General features: G+C 67.3%; 22 protein-coding genes. 8 read left to right on the forward strand and 14 right to left on the reverse strand.

What is annotated here, in order from left to right:
* Nucleotides 1-30: 30 nt before the first annotated feature.
* The 3 genes from ASE88_RS01030 to ASE88_RS01040 all read right to left on the reverse strand — a co-directional run bounded on the left by ASE88_RS01030 (nt 31) and on the right by ASE88_RS01040 (nt 5,082).
* Nucleotides 31-1,428 carry a M20/M25/M40 family metallo-hydrolase gene (locus tag ASE88_RS01030; protein ID WP_056474422.1) on the reverse strand — a complete coding sequence of 466 codons (1,398 nt, stop codon included), beginning with the start codon at nt 1,426-1,428 and terminating at the stop codon, nt 31-33.
* Between the two features lie 59 nt (nt 1,429-1,487).
* A complete protein-coding gene (locus ASE88_RS01035) occupies nt 1,488-2,456 on the reverse strand; it encodes a retroviral-like aspartic protease family protein (protein WP_082466014.1) in 969 nt (322 codons plus the stop codon).
* Between the two features lie 202 nt (nt 2,457-2,658).
* Nucleotides 2,659-5,082 (reverse strand): ligase-associated DNA damage response DEXH box helicase, encoded by a 2,424-nt coding sequence (locus ASE88_RS01040; protein ID WP_082466022.1) that lies wholly within the window; start codon nt 5,080-5,082, stop codon nt 2,659-2,661.
* Nucleotides 5,083-5,174: 92 nt separating this feature from the next.
* Here ASE88_RS01040 and ASE88_RS01045 point away from each other — a divergent pair, with 92 nt between their 5' ends.
* The 3 genes from ASE88_RS01045 to ASE88_RS01055 all read left to right on the forward strand — a co-directional run bounded on the left by ASE88_RS01045 (nt 5,175) and on the right by ASE88_RS01055 (nt 8,782).
* Nucleotides 5,175-5,780: a hypothetical protein gene (locus ASE88_RS01045; RefSeq protein WP_056474324.1), complete on the forward strand. Its 606-nt coding sequence runs from the start codon at nt 5,175-5,177 to the stop codon at nt 5,778-5,780.
* Nucleotides 5,781-5,944: 164 nt separating this feature from the next.
* The gene (locus ASE88_RS01050) at nt 5,945-6,943 is read left to right on the forward strand and encodes a ligase-associated DNA damage response exonuclease (RefSeq protein WP_056474328.1); all 999 of its coding nucleotides are present in this window, start codon (nt 5,945-5,947) and stop codon (nt 6,941-6,943) included.
* 186 nt (nt 6,944-7,129) lie between these two features.
* Nucleotides 7,130-8,782 carry a S10 family peptidase gene (locus ASE88_RS01055; protein WP_056474331.1) on the forward strand — a complete coding sequence of 551 codons (1,653 nt, stop codon included), beginning with the start codon at nt 7,130-7,132 and terminating at the stop codon, nt 8,780-8,782.
* Between the two features lie 218 nt (nt 8,783-9,000).
* Here ASE88_RS01055 and rpoN read toward each other — a convergent pair whose 3' ends face one another.
* The 5 genes from rpoN to ASE88_RS01080 all read right to left on the reverse strand — a co-directional run bounded on the left by rpoN (nt 9,001) and on the right by ASE88_RS01080 (nt 13,379).
* Entirely contained in the window at nt 9,001-10,500 is a 1,500-nt protein-coding gene (gene rpoN, locus ASE88_RS01060) for an RNA polymerase factor sigma-54 (protein WP_056474333.1), read from the reverse strand.
* A 128-nt stretch (nt 10,501-10,628) separates the two neighbouring features.
* Nucleotides 10,629-11,411: an LPS export ABC transporter ATP-binding protein gene (lptB, locus tag ASE88_RS01065; protein ID WP_056474335.1), complete on the reverse strand. Its 783-nt coding sequence runs from the start codon at nt 11,409-11,411 to the stop codon at nt 10,629-10,631.
* Nucleotides 11,412-11,542: 131 nt separating this feature from the next.
* A complete protein-coding gene (locus tag ASE88_RS01070) occupies nt 11,543-12,100 on the reverse strand; it encodes an LptA/OstA family protein (RefSeq protein ID WP_056419561.1) in 558 nt (185 codons plus the stop codon).
* A 5-nt stretch (nt 12,101-12,105) separates the two neighbouring features.
* Nucleotides 12,106-12,762: an LPS export ABC transporter periplasmic protein LptC gene (gene lptC, locus ASE88_RS01075; protein ID WP_234422515.1), complete on the reverse strand. Its 657-nt coding sequence runs from the start codon at nt 12,760-12,762 to the stop codon at nt 12,106-12,108.
* The gene (locus ASE88_RS01080) at nt 12,759-13,379 is read right to left on the reverse strand and encodes a ribonuclease D (RefSeq protein ID WP_055881883.1); all 621 of its coding nucleotides are present in this window, start codon (nt 13,377-13,379) and stop codon (nt 12,759-12,761) included. The genes lptC and ASE88_RS01080 overlap by 4 nt, the downstream gene beginning before the upstream one ends.
* Before the next feature lie 304 nt (nt 13,380-13,683).
* Here ASE88_RS01080 and ASE88_RS19760 point away from each other — a divergent pair, with 304 nt between their 5' ends.
* Nucleotides 13,684-14,529: a cold-shock protein gene (locus ASE88_RS19760; RefSeq protein WP_056474337.1), complete on the forward strand. Its 846-nt coding sequence runs from the start codon at nt 13,684-13,686 to the stop codon at nt 14,527-14,529.
* A gap of 34 nt (nt 14,530-14,563) precedes the next feature.
* On the forward strand, nt 14,564-15,388 hold the full coding sequence (locus tag ASE88_RS01090) for a glutaminyl-peptide cyclotransferase (RefSeq protein WP_056474341.1): 825 nt from the start codon (nt 14,564-14,566) through the stop codon (nt 15,386-15,388).
* A 251-nt stretch (nt 15,389-15,639) separates the two neighbouring features.
* Here ASE88_RS01090 and ASE88_RS01095 read toward each other — a convergent pair whose 3' ends face one another.
* The 5 genes from ASE88_RS01095 to ASE88_RS01115 form a co-directional block, all read right to left on the reverse strand.
* Nucleotides 15,640-16,413, reverse strand: coding sequence for an AcvB/VirJ family lysyl-phosphatidylglycerol hydrolase (locus ASE88_RS01095; RefSeq protein ID WP_056474345.1), 774 nt, complete (start codon nt 16,411-16,413; stop codon nt 15,640-15,642).
* A 71-nt stretch (nt 16,414-16,484) separates the two neighbouring features.
* Nucleotides 16,485-18,077 (reverse strand): cisplatin damage response ATP-dependent DNA ligase, encoded by a 1,593-nt coding sequence (locus ASE88_RS01100; protein WP_056474348.1) that lies wholly within the window; start codon nt 18,075-18,077, stop codon nt 16,485-16,487.
* Between the two features lie 102 nt (nt 18,078-18,179).
* Entirely contained in the window at nt 18,180-18,365 is a 186-nt protein-coding gene (locus ASE88_RS01105) for a DUF1328 family protein (RefSeq protein WP_056474351.1), read from the reverse strand.
* 107 nt (nt 18,366-18,472) lie between these two features.
* Entirely contained in the window at nt 18,473-19,039 is a 567-nt protein-coding gene (locus tag ASE88_RS01110; RefSeq protein ID WP_056474352.1) for a TMEM165/GDT1 family protein, read from the reverse strand.
* A 3-nt stretch (nt 19,040-19,042) separates the two neighbouring features.
* Nucleotides 19,043-19,375: a hypothetical protein gene (locus ASE88_RS01115; protein ID WP_232090185.1), complete on the reverse strand. Its 333-nt coding sequence runs from the start codon at nt 19,373-19,375 to the stop codon at nt 19,043-19,045.
* Between the two features lie 192 nt (nt 19,376-19,567).
* Here ASE88_RS01115 and rpmG point away from each other — a divergent pair, with 192 nt between their 5' ends.
* Entirely contained in the window at nt 19,568-19,735 is a 168-nt protein-coding gene (gene rpmG / locus ASE88_RS01120; RefSeq protein ID WP_055881863.1) for a 50S ribosomal protein L33, read from the forward strand.
* Between the two features lie 383 nt (nt 19,736-20,118).
* Here rpmG and ASE88_RS01125 read toward each other — a convergent pair whose 3' ends face one another.
* On the reverse strand, nt 20,119-20,481 hold the full coding sequence (locus tag ASE88_RS01125) for a response regulator (protein ID WP_055881859.1): 363 nt from the start codon (nt 20,479-20,481) through the stop codon (nt 20,119-20,121).
* Between the two features lie 36 nt (nt 20,482-20,517).
* On the opposite strand from ASE88_RS01125, the gene ASE88_RS01130 reads away from it, so the two are divergent.
* Nucleotides 20,518-20,787: a DUF3572 domain-containing protein gene (locus tag ASE88_RS01130; RefSeq protein ID WP_056474355.1), complete on the forward strand. Its 270-nt coding sequence runs from the start codon at nt 20,518-20,520 to the stop codon at nt 20,785-20,787.
* Complete coding sequence (locus tag ASE88_RS01135; protein ID WP_056474358.1) at nt 20,784-21,410, forward strand: hypothetical protein; 627 nt, start codon at nt 20,784-20,786, stop codon at nt 21,408-21,410. Before ASE88_RS01130 ends, ASE88_RS01135 begins: the two co-directional genes overlap by 4 nt.
* Nucleotides 21,411-21,536: the final 126 nt, after the last annotated feature.

The following is a 21,536-nucleotide window of genomic DNA, read 5'->3' on the forward strand; positions in this document are numbered from 1 at the left end:
CTCTCCCCCCGAGGGGAGAGGGATTCGGGGTCACCCCGCGAACGCCTTCACCAGATCGAACAGATAATCGCGGCCGTCGTAGAGCGACGCCACGCGGATCCGCTCGTTCAGCCCGTGGATCCCGCCCATGTCCTTGTCGATGAACATCCCCGGCACGCCGTAGACGGGGATCCCGATCGCCTCGAAGAAGATGCCGTCGGTCGCGCCCGTCGACATCATCGGCAGGATCGGCAGCCCCGGAAAATGCTTCGCCGCGACCTTCGTCACCGGCCCCATGATCTTCGGGTCGAGCGTCGGCGGGATCGCGGTCGGGCGTACCGGCTGGTTCGCGGTCACCGTCACCTTCGCGCCCGCCAGCTCCTTCAGCTTGGCGAGCGTGCCGTCGACCGTCTCCCCCGGAAAGATCCGGCAGTTGATGTTCGCGGTCGCGCGCTGCGGCAGCGCGTTCTCCGCATGCCCTGCGCTCAGCAGCGTCGCCACGCAGGTCGTGCGCAGCGTCGAATGCATCGCCTTGTCGCGGCTGACGATCGCGTCCGCCGTCTTGTCCTCCGGATTGGCGAGCAACGCCGTGATCGCGCTCCCCATCTCGCCCGGCATCGCCTTCGCGCTGGCCGTGAAGAACGCCCTGGTCGTGTCGGTGAACGTCACCGGGAATTCATAGCCCTGCACCGCCTTCACCGCATCGGCGAGTTCGTAGATTGCGTTCTCCGGCGTCGGCTGCGAGCTGTGTCCGCCGGGATTGGTGGCAAGGAACGTGTAGTTCTGCGCAGCCTTCTCGCCGACCTGGATCGCCAGCAACTGGCGCTTGCCGCTGTCGTCGAGCCGCCCGCCGCCACCTTCGTTCAGCGCGAACTCCGCCGCGATCAGGTCGGGCTTCGATTTCGCCAGATACTGCGCGCCGTTCCACGCAAACGTGGTCTCCTCGCCGCAGGTCAGCGCCAGCTTGATCGTGCGCCTGGGCTTGTACCCGGACGTCTTGAAGCGGATCATCGCGTCCGACCAGATCGCCGCCTGCGCCTTGTCATCGACGGTGCCGCGCGCGTAATAATAGCCGCCCTCCTCGATCAGCTTGAACGGATCGCGCACCCAGTCCTCGCGCTTGGCCTCGACCACGTCGAGATGCGCGAGCAGCAGCATCGGCTTGACGCTCGAGTCCGATCCTTTGAGCACCGCGACCAGCCCGCCGTCCTTGGGGTGCTCGGGCACCGAGAAATAGGTGATGTCGGAATCCGCATAGCCCGCGCTCTTCAGCCGCGCGCCGATCTGCGCCGCAGCCTGCGTACAGCTGCCCGCGGACAGCGTCGTGTTGGTCTCGACCAGTTCCTTGTAAAGCCCGAGAAACGCCTTCTGGTCGGGCCGCGATTGGGCCTGCGCCGAGACGGGCGCGGCGAGAGCCGCCGCCGTAAGTAGCCAACCTGTCGCCCGCATCATCGTCCCCTTTATCGTGTCATGCCGGAGCGTTGCAGCGAACGGGGGCGGACGCAACCTCAACGGCGTCGGGTGCCGCGCGGCAACGCCAGCCGTACCTCGCGGTTGGCAAAGTCGATGTCGACGCGGCGGAACAGCTGCAGCACGTCCATCCCCAGCAACATCGCGGGGCGCTCGGCCAGGCCGAATACCGCGAATGGCGGCGCGTCGACCGCGGTGAACGCCACGGGCAGGTCGCCCAGCGTCAGGCTGCCGATCGAGACCCGGTCCATCGTGGTATAGTCGGCAACCACCGTCTCGCCGGTGACCCCGGTCAACGACACCGACTGAGTCCGATTCGCGCCTCCCAGCGCCCTGCGAGTCACCTTCCGGCGCAGCGCGGCATTGGCCATGCTGATCGAGGTGCCGGTGTCGAGGATCACGCGGATGCGGATGCCGTTGCAATAGGCATCGGTGACGACGAGCTGCCCGAACAGGCTGCGCGCGCGGATGACGATCTCGTCGGGGGCGGCGCGCTCGCGGAGGCGGCGTTTGCGCGACGGGGTGACGGTCATGACGTTGGTGTCGAAGTCGATCGTCACCGCATGATCCTGCAACGTGTCGATCCCGAGCAACCCGCGCGCACCGAGGTTGATCGCGCCGATCGCCGGCGCCTCGATCGGTGCGCTGCCGATCACGCCGACCTTGAGCGAGGGGATGACGACGGTGGCCACGCGCTCCGATCCGGTCATCCCCGTCACGCGCACCGTACGGCCCGGCGCGAGGCCCAGCGTCGCGGCAAGCTCGCGCGCGATGACGGTCCGCTGCGCCCCCGTGTCCACGACGAACGGAAAGGGCCCCGCGCCCGCGATCGTCACCGGCACCGTCATCCGCGTCTGGTCGTCGCCGAACAACAGCGTCGCGGCATCGGGGTCTGCTGCGGATGCTGCAGCCGTTGGCGGTGCAGCATTCTGGCGCGGAAGCACGCCGTCCTGGGCGCTCGCCTGGGCGGTGATCGCGAACAACAACGGGCCCAGCCACCTGCGCATGCTGCAAATGCTGCGCCCGATTTCAACCGTGCGCAACTGTCGTTGTTGGGGGCGTACGACGCTCCACAAACCACCACCCCGGCGGAGGCCGGGGCCCAATTGGAAAGGTGGTCGTAACAGAGCATTGACCCCAATTAGCACCGTTCCCCAATTGGGCCCCGGCCTTCGCCGGGGTGGTGGGTTGTGAGGGAATGTCCCCCCCTCAATCCGGCCGCATAGCGTCGGCGATCATCGCCTCCGCCTCGATCAGCAGCGCGTCGTCCGAACTGCTCGTCGCCACCTTCTCGCGCCCGATCAGCGTCAGGACCGGCACCGCCAGCGGGGTCACGCGCTCCAGGTCGACATGCACCATCGTCGCCGCCGCACGGTCGAGCAGCGAGGCCAGCCGCCCGACATCGGTCATCCGCGCGCGCGCATCCGCCCACGCCGCCTCCAGCAACAGATGCGTCGGCTCGTATTTGCGCAGCACGTCGTAGATCAGGTCGGTCGAGAACGTGACCTGCTTGCCGGTCTTGCGCTTGCCCGGATGTTGCCGCTCGACCAGCCCGCCGATCACCGCGACCTCACGGAACGCGCGCTTGAGCAAATGCGATTGCTGCACCCATTCGACGAATTCATGCTCGAGGATATCCGCCGAGAACAAAGCCGCCGGATCGGTGATCTTCTCCAGCCCAAACACCGCCAGCGCATAGTCGTTCGCGACGAAGCCGAGAGGTTTAAGTCCCTGCGTCTCCATCCGCCGCGTGATCAGCATCCCCAGCGACTGGTGCGCGTTCCACCCCTCGAAGCTGTACGCGACCATGTAATGCCGCCCCTCGCGCGGGAACGTCTCGACCAGCAGCTGGCCGGGTTCGGGCATCACCGACCGATAGGCCTGCATCTCCAGCCATTCGCGCACGTCGTCGGGAAACCGCGCCCAGTCGCCTGTATGCGCGAGGAACCCGCGAACCCGGTCGGCCAGGTTGGTCGACAGCGGCATCCGGCTGCCGCCATAGGTCGGGATCCGCGCCGGCTTCGACGTCGCGCGCACAACCAGGTCCTCGAGGTCGATCTTCATCACCTCGAGGCTGAGCCCCGCGAAGAAGAACGTGTCGCCGTGGCTGAGCTGCGCCGCGAACGCCTCCTCGACGCGACCCAGCACGCGGCCATTGCCGAACCGCACATTGAGCATCGTCGCCTCGACGATGATCCCCGCGTTCAGCCTGTGCTGGCCGATGAACTTGGGGTGGCTGACCCGCCACGTGCCATCCGCGTCCTTGGTCAGCCGCTTGAACCGGTCATACGCCTTCAGCGAATAGCCGCCGTCACTGATGAAATGGAGCACGCGCTCGAACGTTTCGGTCGGCAGCGCCGAATAGGGCAGCGCGGAGCGAATCTCGTCGAGCAGATCCGCCTCGCGGAACGGTGCCGCACACGCGCACGCCATCACATGCTGCGCCAGCACGTCGAGTGCACCGACGCGGAAGATGTCCGAATCGAGCTCCCCCGCCTCGACCGCGTCGAGGGCTGCTCGCGCCTCCAGATATTCGAACCGGTTGCCGGGCACGACGATCGCCTGGCTCGATTCATCGAGCCGGTGGTTGGCGCGTCCGATCCGCTGCAACAGCCGCGACGATCCCTTGGGCGCGCCCATCTGGATCACGCAATCGACATTGCCCCAGTCGACCCCCAGATCGAGGCTCGAGGTGGCGACCAGCGCGCGCAGCTTGCCCTCGGCCATCGCGTTCTCGACCTTGCGCCGTGCCTCCTTGGCCAGACTCCCGTGATGGACACCGATCGGCAGATTGCCCGCATTCACCTTCCACAGATCCTGGAAGATCAGCTCGGCGAGGCTGCGCGTGTTGCAGAACACGATCGAAGTCTCGTGCGTCTCGATCTCCGCCATCACCTGCGCGGCGGCATAGCGGCCCGAATGCCCCGACCATGGCACGCGACCCTCGGGCAGCAGGATCGCGATGTTGGGATCGGCACCCGCCTCGCCGCGCACCATCGCGACCTGGTCGATATCGCCGTCGGGGGCGAGCCATGCGCGATAGCCGTCGGCATCCGCGACCGTCGCCGACAGCGCGACCCGGCGCATCCCCGGCGCGATTGTCTGCAACCGGGCCATGCACAACGACAGCAGGTCGCCGCGCTTGCCGGTCGCGAACGCGTGCACCTCGTCGACGACGATCGTGCGCAACGTGTCGAACATCGTGATGCTGTCCGGATAGCTCAGCAGCAGCGACAGAGACTCAGGCGTCGTCAGCAGGATCTGCGGCGGCTTGATCCGTTGCCGCGCCTTGCGGTCCGAGGGCGTGTCGCCGGTGCGCGTCTCGACGCGGATATCGAGCCCCATCTCGTCGATCGGGGTCAGCAGGTTGCGCTGCACGTCGACCGCGAGCGCCTTCAACGGCGAGACGTAGAGCGTGTGCAGCCCCGCGGTCGGCGCCTCGATCAGCTCGGCGAGCGTCGGCAGGAACCCCGCGAGCGTCTTGCCCGCGCCCGTCGCCGCCACCAGCAGCGCGTGATGGCCCGCCCGGCCTTCCGCCAGCATCTCGCGCTGATGCCGCCGCGGACGCCATCCCCGCGTCGCGAACCAGTTTTCCAGGGGGAGGGGAAGGTCGCTCACGGCCTGTTCACGCATCGTCGTCATATGGGGGCAACGCGCCGCACCGCTATGGACCGCGTGCGGAACGACCGGCATTTCGGCCAAAGCTCTGTTGTGAAAGACAATCGGTGTCGCTTTTTCGCTATCTTCTGCCGCTCCCGTTGCTTGCACTCCTGCCCTTCGCCAATGCCGTCGCCGCCGACAAGTCGTTCGTTGGGGGCGGAGGAATGGTTCGGCTCTCCCATCCATCCAGCGTAATACCGACCCGCAACTTCGCCGGTCGCGCGCTGCTGAACAGCGGCTGGCGGCAGATGTGGGACGGCTCGGCGGTCGGCCGCGGCGTCGGCATCGTCCGGTTCTGGCAAGTCGCCAAACCGACCGGCGGGCAGGGGCAGGTGACCGAGATGCTCCAGGTCGGCTTCAGCCGGAGCGCGGGCGTGGTGGCCACATGCGGTACCGAGGGGCTGGTCGCGGGTCATGCTCGGCGGCTTCCCAACCGGATGCTCGGCGGGCATCGCTGGACGGTCTACACCAACGGCGACGCGGGAATGAGCCAGCAGGTGAGCGCGACCAATTTCCGCAGCGTCATCAACGGCGCGTGCTACGTGATCGATCGCATAACCTACGCGGTCAAGGCCGGTGCCCCGCCTCCGCGCAATGCACCGACCCAGGCGGCGGCAGCGGCGCAGATGGACGCGATCCTGGCGACGATCAAGGTCGGCGGTCGACGCTGATCTGAGCGCTGCATCCGGCAAGGCGAGCGGCGCCCGCTCCCCTTTCTTCCGTCAGGATGACGGGGCTTGGGTGATACGCCGTGCTGCGGTCCCCACCGTGTATCCGTCTCACCCCAGCGCCACGCGATCACGGCACCGCACCCGGGTCCACGCGTTACCCCCGCATGGCAAAACTCGGCGACTGGCTCGAACCGCATCCGCACGGCATCCTCGTCAAGCCGATCGACGCGTGGATAGACCCCTCGATCCCGACCGCGAAGGCGCTCGTCACGCACGGTCACGCCGATCACGCGCGCGGCGGTCACGAGGTGGTGTGGGCGACCCCCGAAACGCTCGCGATCATGGACGCGCGCTACGGCCCGCAAGCCGGCAACCCGGTCGCGTATGGCGAGACGATCCGGATGGGCGAGGTGGATATCGGCTTCGTGCCCGCCGGCCATGTGCTCGGCTCCGCGCAGATCGTGCTCGATTACCGCGGCGAGCGGATCGTCGTCTCGGGTGATTACAAGCGCCGCGCGGACCCGACCTGCACGCCGTTCGAACCCGTCAAATGCGACGTCTTCATCACCGAGGCGACGTTCGGCCTGCCGGTCTTCCGCCATCCCGATACCGGCGACGAGATCGACAAGCTGATCGCCGCGCTCCACGCCAACCCCGATCGCTGCGTCGTCGTCGGCGCCTATGCGCTCGGCAAGGCGCAGCGCGTGATCGCCGAACTGCGCGAGCGCGGCCATCACGCGCCGATCTACATCCACGGCGCGCTGCAACGGCTGTGCGATCTCTACGCGGATCACGGCGTCCGGCTCGGCGAACTGCTGCCCGTCGCGGATACAAAGAAGGCGGACATGGCGGGGCATGTCGTGATGTGCCCGCCCGGCGCGCTCAACGATCGCTGGTCGCGGCGGCTGCCCGATCCGATCACCGCGATGGCGAGCGGCTGGATGCGCGTCCGCGGCCGCGCGCGACAGAAGAATGTCGAGCTGCCGCTGATCCTCAGCGATCACGCCGACTGGGACGAGCTCATCGCGACGCTGACCGAGATCGCGCCGCGCGAAGTCTGGGTGACGCACGGCCGCGAGGATGCACTGGTCCACTGGTGCATGACCCGCCAGATCAAGGCGCGCGCGCTGGCGCTGGTGGGCTTCGAGGACGAGGACGACTGACCCGCGCGCGCCGCCGGCCACGCCGCCCGTCATCCTGACGAACGTCAGGATCCAGAGCCACGGAGCGGATCGTTTGTAACCCTGGGTCCTGACGTTCGTCAGGATGACCGCGATAACCAGCGTAAAGCTTGCGCTTCGCTCGCCAAACGGCAGGATAGGGCATTACCCCTGTCGCAAGGATGATCCGTGGCCCGTTCGACGAAGTTCGCCGCTCTATTGCTGCTCGCGCTCTCCACGACTGCCCCGCCGCTCGCGATCGCGCAGGACGTGCCCAAGACGGACAAGACCGAGAGCAACGCCGATCGGATGAAGGCCGAGGCGGAGGCCGATTACGCCAACGCCCCCGTCGCCGAGCAGGAGGTCAAGACCAAGGGCCGCGTCACCGTCGGCGGCAAGTCGCTCGGCTATACCGCGACGGTCGGCACGCTGACGCTGCGCGATACCGAGGGCAAGCCGACCGCGAGCCTGTTCTACACCGGCTACACGCTCGACGGCACCAAGCCCGGCACGCGGCGCCCCGTGACGTTCTTCTACAATGGCGGTCCGGGCTCGCCCAGTTTCTGGCTGCACATGGGGTCGTTCGCGCCCGTCCGCCTCCGGACCGCCAACCCCGAATATATCAGGCCCGCGCCCTATGACTTTGGCCCCAATCCCGACACGCTGCTCGACAAGACCGACATGGTGTTCCTCGACGCGGTCGGCACGGGCTATTCGCGGCCGCTGGGCGATACCAAGCCGTCCGCCTTCTACGGCGTCGACGAGGATGCCGACGCGTTCGCCAAGGGCATCCTGCGCTACGCCACCAAATACGGCCGCTGGAACAGCCCCAAATTTCTGTTCGGCGAAAGCTATGGCACCACCCGGTCGGGGGCGCTCGCCTATCAGTTGCAGGATCGCGGGATGGCGCTCAACGGCGTCGTGCTGCTGTCGTCGATCATGAACTATGGGTACCGTCAGCCCGGGCTCGACGAGATCTACCTCAACTATTTGCCCAGCTATGCGGCCAGCGCCTGGTATCACAACCGCCTGCAGAACCGTCCCGCCGACGTCGCCATGACGGTGGCCGAGGCGCGTGCGTTCGCGACCGGCCCCTATGCGGCGGCGCTGTCGAAGGGGCAGACGATCTCGGATGCGGAGCGCGATTCGGTCGCGACGCGGATGAGTCAGCTGATCGGCATCTCGCCCGACTTCATCAAGCGCGCCAATCTGCGGATCGACCTCGCGCGCTTCCAGAAGGAGCTGTTGCGCGATCAGCGGCTCACGCTTGGCCGGTTCGATTCGCGCTATACCGGCGTCGACAGCGACGCGGCGGGCGAGCGGCCCGAGACCGACGCGTCGGACACCGCGATCGCGGGCGCATTCATCGCCACCTTCAACGATTATGTGACGCACACGCTCGGCTACAAGACCGAGATGCCCTACCGCCTCAGCGCGCGCGACGCGCCCGGCTGGACATGGAACTGGAAGCACGACGCCCCCGGCCGCGGCGGCCAGTCGCAGAACAACCCCAACACCGCGGTCGACCTCGCCGCCGCGATGCGCGAGAATCCGTATCTCAACGTGCTGTCGATGAACGGCTATTACGACATGGCGACGCCGTTCTTCGGGACGGAGAACGATCTCGGCCACATGATGCTCGATCCCTCGCGCCAGCGGAACCTGGCGTTCCGCTATTATCCCGCGGGTCACATGACGTATCTGAACCCCGAGGCGCTGCACCAGATGAAGGCCGACCTGTCGCGCTGGTACGACGTTGCAGTAGGGGAGGCGCGGAGTGCAACGCCACCGGGCGGCGCGAGCGTTTCCGGCGCGGATGGGGCAGGGCAGGTACCGAACTGAGCGCTTCAACCCACGCCACCCGAAACTACACCTCCCCCGAAAATACACCTCCCCAGACACTATACCACCCCGGCGAAGGCCGGGGTCCAGTTGGGAAACGTCGCTGAGGAATGGTGCGCGTCGTTACTCCGGACGCTCCAACTGGACCCCGGCCTTCGCCGGGGAGGTGTGCTTCTGAGGACGGACTGGCGTTCGAGCCGCGCGCCACTAACGCGCCCCTACCTTACCCCTTCCAGCGCCTTCGCCCGCCGCCGCTGCACCGAACTCCCGATCCCCAGCGCCTCGCGGTATTTCGCGACCGTCCGCCGCGCGATGTCGAAGCCTTTCGCGTTGAGCAGCTCGACCAGCGTATCGTCCGACAGGATCTTCGCGCCCTCGGTATCGATCAGCGCGCGGATCGCCGATTTCACCGCCTGCGCCGATACCGCTTCGCCGCCATCCGCCGACTGGATCGCGCTCGTGAAGAAGTATTTCAGCTCATACAGCCCGCGCGCGCACGACACGTACTTGTTGCTCGTCACCCGGCTGACGGTCGATTCGTGCATCTCGATCGCGTCGGCGACCTGGCGCAAGGTCAGCGGCCGGAGATGCGCGACGCCTTTCAGGAAGAACGCCTCCTGCTGCTTCACGATCTCGGTCGCGACCTTGATGATCGTCCGCTGGCGCTGGTCGAGCGCTTTCACCAGCCAGTTCGCGCTGGCGAGGCAATCGCTCAGCCACGCCTTCGACGCCTTGTCCTGCTGCCCGCCCGACAGCTCGGTATAATAGCTCCGGTTGACCAGCACGCGGGGCAGGGTGGCGGCGTTGATCTCGATCGCCCATCCCGCCTTCGTGCGCGCGACGAACAGGTCGGGCGTCACTGACTGCGCAGGCTCGCCACCGTAGCGGCAGCCGGGCTTCGGATCATAGCCGCGCAGCTCGCGGATCATGTCCGCCATGTCCTCGTCGTCGACGTCGCACATGCGCTTGAGCCGGGTCAGTTCGCCGCGCGCGAGCAGGTCGAGATTGTCGATCAGCCGCGCCATGCACGGATCGTAGCGATCCGCCTCCTTCGCCTGCAACGCGAGGCACTCGCCGAGATCGCGCGCGCCGACACCGGTCGGGTCGAACGTCTGGATGGTCGCGAGCACGCGCTCGACGCGCACCAGCGGCACGCCAAGACGGTTCGCGACGTCGAGCAGCGACGCGGTGAGATAGCCCGCCTCGTCGATCTGGTCGATCAGGTGCGCCGCGATGAACGCGTCCTCGTGGGGGATTGCGGGGCCCGCCTGCGCGAGCAGATGGTCCGCCAGGCTCAGGCTGGTATCCGCGAACGCCTCGAGATCGGGGCCGTCCTCGCCGCCGACCCCGCCGGAGCTCGCACCGGTCATCGATAGAGCGCCGTCCATCCCGCTGCCGCCATCGGCGACGCTGTCCTGCTGGTGGCTTTCGGTCGCGTAGTCGACGTCGAGCGCCGGTTCGCCGCCGTCGCCCGTACCGGCGACCAGTTCGTCGGCGGCCACGCGTTCGTCGCGAACCTCGGGCACGGGCTCGCGGTCCGGCGCGTCGCTATCCTCCGCCGCGCTCGATTCGAGCAGCGGGTTGCGTTCGACTTCCTCGGCGATGAACCCCTCGATCTCCAGGTTCGACAGCGCCAGCAGCTTGATCGCCTGCTGGAGCTGCGGGGTCATCACCAGCGACTGCGACTGGCGGATGTCGAGGCGAGGGGCGAGGCTCACTGGGGCGCGCCCCCAATTCCGTCACCCCAGCGAACGCTGGGGTCTCCCGCGGCTCGCACGCGCGCCCTCACCGGGAGATCCCAGCGTTCGCTGGGATGACGGATGGAGGGCAGGGCGGCGTGCATAGGCTAAAGCGAGAAGCCTTCGCCCAGATACAGGCGGCGCACGTTCGCATCGGCCACCAGTTCTTCCGGCGATCCCGAGAACAGCACGCGCCCGTCATAGATGATGTACGCGCGGTCGACGATCTCCAGCGTCTCGCGGACATTATGGTCGGTGATCAGCACGCCGATGTCGCGGCGCTTGAGGTCCTTCACCAGATCGCGGATGTCGGCGATCGAGATCGGGTCGATCCCGGCGAACGGCTCGTCGAGCAGCATGATCGACGGATCCGCCGCAAGCGCGCGGGCGATCTCCGCACGCCGCCGCTCGCCACCCGACAGCGCCATCGCCGGTGCCGCGCGGAGCCGGGTGAGCCCGAATTCCTCGAGCAGCGTGTCGAGCTTGCGCTGGCGCGCCGCCTTGTCGGGCTCGGACAGCTCGAGCACCGTCAGGATGTTCTTCTCGATCGTCAGCCCGCGAAAGATCGAAGTCTCCTGCGGCAGGTACCCGAGGCCAAGGATCGCGCGCCGGTACATCGGCAGCTTCGTGATGTCCTCGCCGTCGAGCATGATGCGGCCCGAATCGGGCTTCACCAGCCCCATCACCGAATAGAAGCACGTCGTCTTGCCCGCGCCGTTCGGCCCGAGCAGCCCGACGACCTCGCCGCGCCCGACCGACACCGACACGTCGGTCAGCACGACCCGCTTGTCGTAGGATTTGGCGATCGAGACGACCTGCAGCCCGTTGCTGACGGGCGGCTCCGAGATCGGCTCTACCGCTTCGATCGGGGGCAGCGTGGTGGCGTCCATGGGATCAGGCCCTCGCAAAATTCAGCTGCCGGACGTCCGGCATGGGTGTCGCCGCGAAAGTCCGGCGGGGATTGGCAGGAAACATGCATGACCACGCCGCCGGAGGGAAGCCCCCGCGACGTGCGGATGCGTCAGTTGCGCTTGGGGACCGAGAAGGTGCCGGTCACGCGTCCGCCCGACTGCGTCACGGTGCCGCCACCGGTGGTCGCCCCGGTGCTGCCGCCGACCGACGAGCCGTCGATGACCGCGCGACCCGTGTCGAGGTTCATCGTCAGCCGGCCGCCATTCACGACGTTGCCGCCCTGGTTCAGCGTCACCGCACCGAGCATCGTGATCACGCGCTTGTTGAGGTCGTAGATCGCGTACTGACTCTTGGCGGTCTGGTCGGGGCGCCGCACCGTCACGCCGCCCGACGCGTCGAGCCGCGAGACCTGCGGGTTTCCGCCGATCACCTGGCCCGTATAAGCCACCGTCATCCGCGCCGAGTTGAGCGTCATCTCGGCCTGCTTGACCGCGACGTTGCCCGACAGCACGGCGCGATTCGCCTTGTCCTGCAACTCTATATGATCCGCGCCGAAATCGATCGGGGCGTTCGAATTGTGCGATTGCTGCGCGACCGCGGTCGACGACAGCAGAACCGCGGACACGCCGACAACGACGCGGGTGGCAAGAATATGGGGGACGCGCATGGCTGTTATTTCGGCCCTCTGGGGATGATCCGCAAGCGGGCATTGCCATCGAGCGTCACGGTGCGCTCTTCCAGGTTCGCGCGCAGCTTGTTCGCGCTGAACGTCCCCTGCTGCACGGTGCCCGTCGCCGCCCCGCCGCTTTCGAGCGTGCGCGCCTTCATGTCGATCGTCGCGTTGGTGGTCTTCAGGTCATAGCCGCCCGCCGCGGTCGCGTTGAGCGGGCCGAACAGCTGCACCTTCTCGGTGTCCATATCGTACCGACCGGTGTTCGCCTTGATATTGGCGGGGCCGTCGGTCAGCTGGATCTGCGCGGCGAGCTGGTTGAGCTGGACGATCGGCTCGGCCGAGCTCTTCTGGATCGCGGAGGCGGCGTCGAGCGTGAACGCCTGTCCCTTGGCATCCTCGCCGCGATAGCGTGCCGCCTGGATCTTCATCCGCTCCTGCGCGACGTCGACCTTGTTCTTGTCGAGCAGGAACGACACGTCGCCGCCCGCGGTCAGCGGCGCCATCACCAGGAACGCCGCCAGCACGCCGATCGCGGTCGGCAGCGCGACGCGCGCGATCGCCACGAAGCGATCATGGCTGCCGCCGGGCGCGGCCCAGTCCTGCCGCGCTGTACGCGCGCGGCGGGCTACCGGAGAGGGCGGCGGCATCTGCGTCATGCGTGCGCGAAGATGTCGATTTCGGGCCAGCCGGCGAGATCGAGCGCGGCGCGGGTCGGCAGGAAGTCGAAGCACGCCTGGGCGAGCTCCATCCGGCCTTCGCGGATCAGCCGCTTGTCGAGCTCGGTCCGCAACCGGTGGAGGAAGCGAACGTCAGACGCGGCATAATCCTTCTGCGCGTCCGACAGTTCGGGGCTGCCCCAGTCGGACGATTGCTGCTGCTTCGAGATGTCCTGGCCGAGCAGTTCGCGGACCAGCTCCTTCAGGCCGTGGCGATCGGTATAGGTCCGAACCAGCCGCGAGGCGATCTTGGTGCAATAGACCGGCGCCGCGACGACGCCGAGATAATGCTGGACCGCGGCGATATCGAATCGTCCGAAATGGTACAGTTTCACGCGTGCCGGGTCGGCCAGCAGCGCCTTCAAATTGGGGGCGTCATAGCCGGCGCCCGCGGCGAAGCGGACGAGATGCTCGTCGGGGCCGCCATCTGACAGCTGGACCAGGCACAGCCGGTCGCGCGGGGTGATGAGACCCATCGTCTCGGTATCGACGGCGATCGCGGCGCCCGCCGCGAACAGATCGGCGGGGATGTCGCCTTCGTGGAGATAAACTGTCATGACCGTGGCCGTAGCGGCCCGCGGCTGAACGCTCAATGGCTCTGTCATGCGCTGCCGTACGGAATCGGGCAATAAGATGGCTCGCCCGGCGCCGGTGCGACGAGCCGTGGCGCACAAGCGACACTTGCGTCAGTATCGGTCCAATTCGCTGGCCGTCCTATCAGATTCTATTCGCGACCGCTTGTATTTTGCGCTAAGGGTCCCCTCAAGGCGCAAAAGGTTTCGCGCTGGAAAACCCGCGTTCGTCGTCCGGCACAAGGGTTTTGAGAAATTTGCGGGCGAACCGGGAAGACGAACAGAGCTTATGGGTTTCGATAAAGGTGGCCGCGGGAACCGTGGCGGGCGTGGCCGCGATAAGCGCGACAGCTTCGGCGGCGGCGACAACGAGTTCGGCGGCGGCAGCAGCTTTGGTGGCGGCGGCGACCGGTTCGGCGGCGGCAACAGCTATGGCGGCGGCGGTTCGAGCTACGGCGGCGGCGGTGGCAGCAGCTACGGCGGCGGCAGCAGCTTCGGCGGCGGCGGCGGTGGCGGCGGTGGTTACCGCGGCGGCGGCGGTGGCGGCGGCTTCTCGGGCGGTGGCGGCGGCGGCGGTGGTCGCGGCATGCCTCCCCAGGTCGTCGGCGAAGGCACCGGTGTCGTAAAGTTCTTCAACGCGCAGAAGGGCTTTGGCTTCGTCGTTCGCGATGACGGCGGCGAGGACGTGTTCGTTCACATCAGCGCTGTTGAGCAGGCCGGCATGGTCGCGCTCGCAGAGGGTCAGCCGCTCGGCTTCACGCTCGTCGACCGCGGTGGCCGTATCTCGGCAACCGACCTCAAGATCGACGGCGAGCCGATGGCCGTCACCGATCGCGGCCCGCCGCGTGACCGTGATGCCGGCCCGGGTGCACCCCGTGGTGGTGACCGTGACGGTGGTGGCGCACAGCGTCAGCTCACCGGCGAGAAGGCAACCGGTACGGTCAAGTTCTTCAACGCGATGAAGGGCTTCGGCTTCATCCAGCGCGACGACGGACAGCCTGACGCATTCGTCCACATCTCGGCCGTCGAGCGCGCCGGCATGGCGACGCTGAACGAGGGCGACAAGCTCGAGTTCGAGCTCGAGGTCGATCGTCGCGGCAAGTACGCAGCGGTGAACCTGAGCGCAGGCGGCTGATCCAGCTGACTGAAGCAGAACGCTGATCCATACCATGTTTGGTAGGATAACGATCGCGGCCGGCCTCGCTTTTGCGGGGCCGGCCGTTCTCGTTTCATCATCGGTGCTGTCGTCGGCGGCACCCGCCCGCGTACAGGCGGCCGCCGCGCCGGATGTGCGCGTGCCGATGCTGTCCGCGACGATCGTCGCGCGTTATCCGCACGATCGTACCGCGTTCACCGAAGGCCTGCTCTGGCACGATGGCGCGCTGTACGAGAGCACGGGGCAGGAACGGCAATCCGACGTCCGCCGCGTCTCGCTCGCCGATGGCAAGATCCTCGCCAAGGCGCGAATCGATCCCGCGCAGTTCGGCGAAGGTCTCGCGCTGTGGAAGGACCAGCTCGTCAGCCTCACCTGGCATGACGGCATCGCGCATCGCTGGGACGTCCGCACGCTCAAGCCCAAGGGCCAGAACCGCTATACCGGCGAGGGCTGGGGGCTCACGAGCGATGCGCGCGGCTTCATCCAGTCCGACGGCAGCGACAGCCTGATCCTGCGCGACCCGCTGACGCTGGCGGAACGCAGCCGGGTCGCGGTGACGATCGACGGGCGGCCCTTACGCGACATCAACGAGCTCGAATATGTCCACGGCGCGGTGCTCGCCAATGTCTGGCACACCGGCTTCCTGGTCCGCATCGATCCCGCCACGGGCAAGGTGACCGCGATCATCGACCTCCGCCCGCTGGTCGCCGAAGTCGCCGCGACCGACCGCGAGGCGGTGCTCAACGGCATCGCCTGGGACGCCAAGGCCGACCGTCTGTTTGTGACGGGCAAATACTGGCCCACGCTGTTCGAGATAAAGATCGCCACGCCGCGCTAAGTCGCTGCCTGCCGCTCCACACAACCCACGCCCCTGTTCTCCCGCGAAGGCGGGAGCCCAGTCTGGACTCCCGCCTTCGCGGGAGAACAAGGAGGGGATCCGGGACGTGCCACCCTGCCACATCCTAATCCCGTCCCCGCCGCTCGTCCGTCACTCCGCCTTTCCCGTCACCCCAGCGAAAGCTGGGGTATCCCCGTGTGGGGTGATTCCGCTGCCAGTCTCCGGGGACCGAGGCACAAGCTGGCGAACCCTCAGAACCCACGCCCCGCCACAGGCGTTACCGACCGTATCGCCGCCAGCACATGCCCGAGCAGCTCATCCGCATCATGATGGATGTTATGCCCCCCAGGCATCCCGACCTTTCGCACACCCGCCACGCTCAGCAACGGGCACAGGCTGTCGGTTTCCTCGACCCCGTAGATGCACGTCAGCGGCGCCCAATCGAGCCGGTTGCCCGTCGACACCCCCATGCTGTCGGGCGTCCCGTGATCGTACAGCAGCCCCGACGGATCCGCGCGGTAGAACACGGTGTCCCCCGGCAGGATCAACACGATCCCCGCAACGCGCGGCCGCAGCGACGCCGGCAGGTCCGCCAGCCCGGTCTGGACGATGTCCGCGCCGTAGGACTGGCCCATCACCACCACCCGCTTCGCCCCGGTCCGCGCCAGCGCCGTGCGAACCCCGTCCGCGACGATCGCATCGAGTTCACCCCGCGTCCGATGGCGCGCGAACAGGGCCGGCGTGGTGATCCCGACGACCGGAATCCCATGCTCGGTCAGCCCACGCGAGGTCGATGCGCCGAGCAGGAATCGCAACCCCATGTCGCCCGAGAAATTGACCACCGCGATCGGCGGCGCGCCCGACGCGCGGACGCCGATCGCCGGATACACATGCACCGGATCGCGGTCGAAATAGCCCGCGAGATAGACGAACAGCACGACGATCGCGGACAGGATGCCGCTTACCCATGCGCCACGCCGCCACCGTCGTGCCGCCGCCGTGCGGAGATGCTTCGTTGTATTCACCGGACCATCCTCACGCTCGCCAAGATCGGCGGCGATACCCTGCTATGCCGCCCGCTTCGATGACACACGGATTACGTAATCATCCGCTTCAGCGTTTCGATCCGGTCGGCTTCTGCCGCGGGCTTGTCGGTCCGAATCCGCGCGATCCGCGGAAAGCGCATCGCCACGCCCGATTTGTGCCGCTTCGAATCATGCAGCGAATCGAACGCGATCTCGAGCACCAGCGTTTTCTCCACCTCGCGCACCGGCCCGAACCGGTTCTGCGTATGGTTGCGCACGAAGCTGTCGAGCATCTTCAACTCCTCGTCGGTGATCCCCGAATACGCTTTCCCGACGGGGAGCAACTCGCCCTCTTCGGTCCAGCAGCCAAACGTATAGTCCGAATAATAGGACGAGCGCCGCCCCGAGCCACGCTGCGCATACATCATCACGCAGTCGGCGGTCAGCGGATCGCGCTTCCATTTGTACCAGAGCCCCGCACGACGCCCGCCGACGTACGGCGAGTCGCGCCGCTTGAGCATCACGCCCTCGATCGCCGCGTCGCGCGCGGTGGCACGAATCGCCTCGAGCGCGGTGAAGTCGTCCGCCTCGATCACCAGGCTCAGATCGAACCGTTCGGGATCGAGCTGCGGCATGAACGCTTCCAGCCGTTCGCGCCGCTCGGTCCAGGGCAGGGCGCGCAGATCCTCCTCGCCATCGATGAGCAGGTCGTAGAGCCGCACGAACGCAGGATACTCTGCCAGCATCTTCGCCGACACGGTCTTGCGCCCGAGCCGCTGCTGGAGTGCATTGAAGCTCGCCGCGCCGCCGCCATCCTCCAGCGTGCCGCCCTGATGCTCGCCCTTCACCAGCAGCTCGCCATCGACCGTCCCCGGCGTCCGGAACGCAGCGGCGATCTCGGGGAAACTGGCGGTCACGTCGTCCCCGGTGCGGCTGTAGAGCCGCGTCTCACCCGCGACATGGACGATCTGCACGCGGATGCCGTCCCATTTCCACTCGGCGGCATAGTCGGCCAGATCGACCCGCAGATCCTCCAGCCCATGCGCGAGCATGAACGGCCGGAACACCGGCACATCGGCAGGCGTCGGCTGTTCGCCAGTCCCCTCGGCCCACGCGAACAGGCTGGGATACGGCGCATCCAGCCCGTGCCACACCTCCTCGACCGCATCGACATCGAGCCCGAACGCATCGGCGAGCGCGGTCTTCGCCAGCCGCGCCGACACACCGATCCGCAGCGCGCCTGTCGCCATCTTGAGTAGCGCGAACCGCTCCTCGGCATCCGACCGGTCGAGCATGTCAGCCAGCGCGGCGGGGGCATCCGCGCGCGACAACGCCGCCAGCCGCTCGACCACGTCGGTGATCGACAAAGGCGTGGGATCGACCGGAACCGTGGGTTCGGGCCAGAGCAGCGCGACCGTCTCCGCGGTATCGCCGACATAATCGCGGCTCATCCGGAACAGCACCGGATCGACGCGTTCCTCGATCAGTCCGCGGATCACCGCCGACTTCACGCCCTTGAGATCGAGATCACCGGTCAGCGCCGCCATCGCCCAGCCGCGATCGGGATCGGGCGTCGCGCGCAGATAATCCGCGATCAGCTTCAGCTTGGCGTTGCGCGACCGGGTGTAGGTGAGCGAGTCGAGCAGGGCGGCAAAGGCATGCATCGTCGTTGAACGCGCATCCCACCCGAAGGGATGCAGACACGAAACGACCGCCGCCGGAGGGTCCCGGCGACGGTCGTTGTCAGACGATACGGACTGGCCGCGTCAGTCGATCGCGTTCTTGATCCCCTTGCCCGCAAGGAGGCTGAGCACGAGGAAGATCACGAACAGCGCGATCGCGATGAAGAACAGGATCTTGGCGATGCCGATGAACGCCCCGCCGATGCCGCCGAAGCCGAGCACCGCGAGCACGGCGCCGATGACGAGAAAGGTGATTGCGAGCTTCAGCATGACGGCCTCCAATGTGGTAAGGTCACTCAACCGGTGTCACAACCAGTTGGTTCCTGATCCGTAACGATCGGACCGGGACAGCGCAGGGTGCCAGCGCCCGGCTCGGGTCAGACGAGCCGCAATGCCCCGAGCGCGAGGACGAGGCCGAACAGCACGAACACCCCGCCGATCGCGATCCGCAGCGGCTTGAGCGGCAGTTTCAGCCATGCCGCCTCGCCCATCAGCGCGGCGGGGACGATCACGACGAGAGATCCGATCGTCGCGCCGACCGCGGCGAGCGCGGGGACGGGCGTGCGCGCGGCCAGCGTCAAGACGATGAACTGCACCCCGTCGCCGAACGCGAGGATGAAGAGACCGAGCATCGCGGTCGCGAATGCACCGATTCGCCAGCGGTCGAGCCGGTCGGGCGCCTTGGCCGGGAAAAACGCGCCGCCGCCCTGCAGCAGCAGCGCGAGCGCCAGCATCAACTGTTGCGCATTGGGAGCGAGCTTCGGGCCGATCACCGTGCCCAGCGTGGCGGCGAGCCCGCTTGCGGCGAGCAGGGCAAGCGCGGCCATCGCGATGATCCGCGCGGGGCTGCCATACCGGTCTGACAGGATCGCGGCGAGCCATGCGGTGCGATCGCCGACCTGCGCGAGCGCGGCCGCGACGACGGCCGCCATCAATGCGTCCATGAATTATCCAGCGAGCCGCACCGAGCAGGCGGCGGCGAACGCGTGGCACGCCTGGACGTCCTGCCGCTCGCAGCCGACCGCGTCGCGCAGGATCGCCAGCCAGCCATGCACCAGCGCGCCATGCTCGCCGCGCGACAGCGCCGAATCGACGAAGTGCGCGACGGTGACCGCCGGGTTCAGGCCGTTGCTGTGCGCGATCACGCGGATCGCGTCGATCTCGGTGGCGATGTCGCAGGGGCGCGAATAGGGCGCGCGGACGTCGATCGCCGCGATTCGCGCGGCCAGATCGGCCTTCACCGCGACCATGTCGTCGATTCGAACCAGCGCCTGCCCCACGATCCCGCTCCTGTCTTTATCTGACGCTACTCTGCGCGCCGGGTGGTGAATAGCGGGTTAAATGCGCGTGATTCCCCTGCGACGATGGGGTAAAGCTTGACTTCGCCGCAGCCGTCCGCCATGCGCCGCCCCTGATGGAGCGGCGGCGCGAGTTCGCCGCTTTCGCATTTTCAAGCCATAGGAATTGGGCTCATGGCCAAGCCGACCACCGTAAAGATCAAGCTGCTCAGCACCGCTGACACCGGCTTCTTCTACGTCACCAAGAAGAATCCCCGTACGAAGACGGAGAAGCTCTCCTTCTCGAAGTACGATCCCGTCGTGCGCAAGCATGTCGAGTTCAAGGAAGCCAAGATCAAGTAATCCGGCCGGTGGTGCAAGCCGCCGACTGATTGCGTCGATCCGAAAAGCCGCGGGCATCCCCCCGCGGCTTTTGGCGTTTGTGCCTCCGAGAATCCGTCATCCCAGCGAAAGCTGGGATCTCCTGCCGCAAGCGCGCGCCCGTAACGGGAGACCCCAGCGTCCGCTGGGGTGACGGCGTGGGCGCGCGGTCCCCCACCCGTTCGTCCCTTCTGCCGTTCGTCCTGAGTAGCCGTCGAGTAGTCGCCGCAGGCGGCGTATCGAGACGGCGTATCGAAGGACAGGTTGGCGCGGAACCCATCCTTCGATACAAGCCCTCGATACGCTCCTTGCGAAGCTACTCGGTCTCTACTCAGCACGAACGGAAAATAGGACGGTTCGGCTGCTCAGACCAGCGCCCCGACCGCATCCATGAACCGCGCGAGGCTGATCGGCTTCGACACATAGGAATCCGCCCCCGCCGCGCGGATCCGCTCCTCGTCGTCGCGGCCCGCATAGGCCGTCACCGCCATCACGGGGATCGCGCGCAACGCCTCGTCCGCCTTCAGTTCGAGGATGATCTCATAGCCGGTGACGTGCGGCATCTGGATGTCCATGATGATCAGGTCGGGCGTGAAGTCGCGCGCGCGCGCCACCGCGTCGCGGCCGTCGCGCACGGGTTCGACCGAGAACTGGTGCGCACGCAGCAGATCGCAGAATAGTTTGAGGTTGAGTTCGTTGTCCTCGACAACGAGCACCTTCTTTGTCACCGCCGCACCTTATCCGGAAAGAGGGCACGATAGGCAATGCGCGACCGCGATTCAAACGAAGACGCCGAGGCGCTCGCGCTGCGCGCGCTGGTATGGACTCTGGTCGAGCCCGACCGCGCGATGCGGCTGTTGTCGGTCACCGGCCTCGAGCCGCACGACCTGCGCGCGCGGGCGAGCGACCCGAGCGTGCTGTCCGCCGCGCTCGGCTTTCTCGAAAACCACGAGCCGGACCTGATCGCCTGTGCCGAATCGCTCGGCGTGAAGCCCGAAGCGCTGGTCCGCGCGCGGATGGAGCTCGAAGCATGAGGCCGTTGCTGATCAGCGATTGCGACGAAGTGCTGCTGCACATGGTCAAGCATTTCGGCGTCTGGCTCGACGAGCGCCACGATATCGATTTCGCGATCCAGCACGGCGATTTCTCGACCGCGATGACCCGCCGCGACGGTGGCCCGCCGCCCTCGCGCGAGGATATGTGGGCGATGCTCGGCGAGTTCTTCCCCGCCGAGATGCACCGCCAGACGCTGGTCCCGCATGCGGTCGAGGCGCTCGAGCGGCTGGCGCAGGTGGCGGACATCGTCATCCTCACCAACCTGCAGGACGAATGCCGCCAGCCGCGGATCGAGCAGCTCGCCAAGTTCGGCATCGCGCACCGGGTCGAGTGCAACCAGGGCGGCAAGGGCACGCCGGTCTCGCGGCTGGTCGCGGAATATGGCAACCCGGTCACGGTGTTCGTCGACGATCTGGCGGTGCATCACGAATCGGTCGCCAGGCACGCGCCGGGGGTACACCGGCTGCACATGGTGTCCGAGCCGACGCTGGCGGTGAACGTCCCCAAAGCGCCCGAAGCGCACGCGCGGATCGACGACTGGCGCGAGGCGGCCGACTGGATCGCGACCCGGTTCGAAGCGGGTTTGCCCGCAGACGCCTGACGCGCCCGGAATAATCCTCCCCCGCCAGGGGGAGGTGGCAGGCGCAGCCTGACGGAGGGGGCGGTACGTGAAACATCTGCTCCGTGTCCGGGCCCCCCCCCCCCCCCCCCCCCCCCCCCCCCCCCC

The sequence above is a fragment of the Sphingomonas sp. Leaf38 genome, from assembly GCF_001421825.1.
GTDB lineage: Bacteria > Pseudomonadota > Alphaproteobacteria > Sphingomonadales > Sphingomonadaceae > Sphingomonas.

Coding starts and splice junctions, on each gene's coding strand:
- ASE88_RS01130 (WP_056474355.1), top strand. CDS start 20,518: ATGCGCGACCGCGATTCAAACGAAGACGCCGAGGCGCTCGCGCTGCGC.
- ASE88_RS01030 (WP_056474422.1), bottom strand. CDS start 1,428: ATGCGGGCGACAGGTTGGCTACTTACGGCGGCGGCTCTCGCCGCGCCC.
- ASE88_RS01100 (WP_056474348.1), bottom strand. CDS start 18,077: ATGCATGCCTTTGCCGCCCTGCTCGACTCGCTCACCTACACCCGGTCG.
- ASE88_RS01050 (WP_056474328.1), top strand. CDS start 5,945: ATGGCAAAACTCGGCGACTGGCTCGAACCGCATCCGCACGGCATCCTC.
- ASE88_RS01135 (WP_056474358.1), top strand. CDS start 20,784: ATGAGGCCGTTGCTGATCAGCGATTGCGACGAAGTGCTGCTGCACATG.
- ASE88_RS01040 (WP_082466022.1), bottom strand. CDS start 5,082: ATGCGTGAACAGGCCGTGAGCGACCTTCCCCTCCCCCTGGAAAACTGG.
- ASE88_RS01035 (WP_082466014.1), bottom strand. CDS start 2,456: ATGCGCAGGTGGCTGGGCCCGTTGTTGTTCGCGATCACCGCCCAGGCG.
- ASE88_RS01080 (WP_055881883.1), bottom strand. CDS start 13,379: ATGACAGTTTATCTCCACGAAGGCGACATCCCCGCCGATCTGTTCGCG.
- ASE88_RS01105 (WP_056474351.1), bottom strand. CDS start 18,365: ATGCTGAAGCTCGCAATCACCTTTCTCGTCATCGGCGCCGTGCTCGCG.
- rpmG (WP_055881863.1), top strand. CDS start 19,568: ATGGCCAAGCCGACCACCGTAAAGATCAAGCTGCTCAGCACCGCTGAC.
- ASE88_RS01110 (WP_056474352.1), bottom strand. CDS start 19,039: ATGGACGCATTGATGGCGGCCGTCGTCGCGGCCGCGCTCGCGCAGGTC.
- ASE88_RS01090 (WP_056474341.1), top strand. CDS start 14,564: ATGTTTGGTAGGATAACGATCGCGGCCGGCCTCGCTTTTGCGGGGCCG.
- ASE88_RS01070 (WP_056419561.1), bottom strand. CDS start 12,100: ATGCGCGTCCCCCATATTCTTGCCACCCGCGTCGTTGTCGGCGTGTCC.
- ASE88_RS19760 (WP_056474337.1), top strand. CDS start 13,684: ATGGGTTTCGATAAAGGTGGCCGCGGGAACCGTGGCGGGCGTGGCCGC.
- lptC (WP_234422515.1), bottom strand. CDS start 12,762: ATGACGCAGATGCCGCCGCCCTCTCCGGTAGCCCGCCGCGCGCGTACA.
- lptB (WP_056474335.1), bottom strand. CDS start 11,411: ATGGACGCCACCACGCTGCCCCCGATCGAAGCGGTAGAGCCGATCTCG.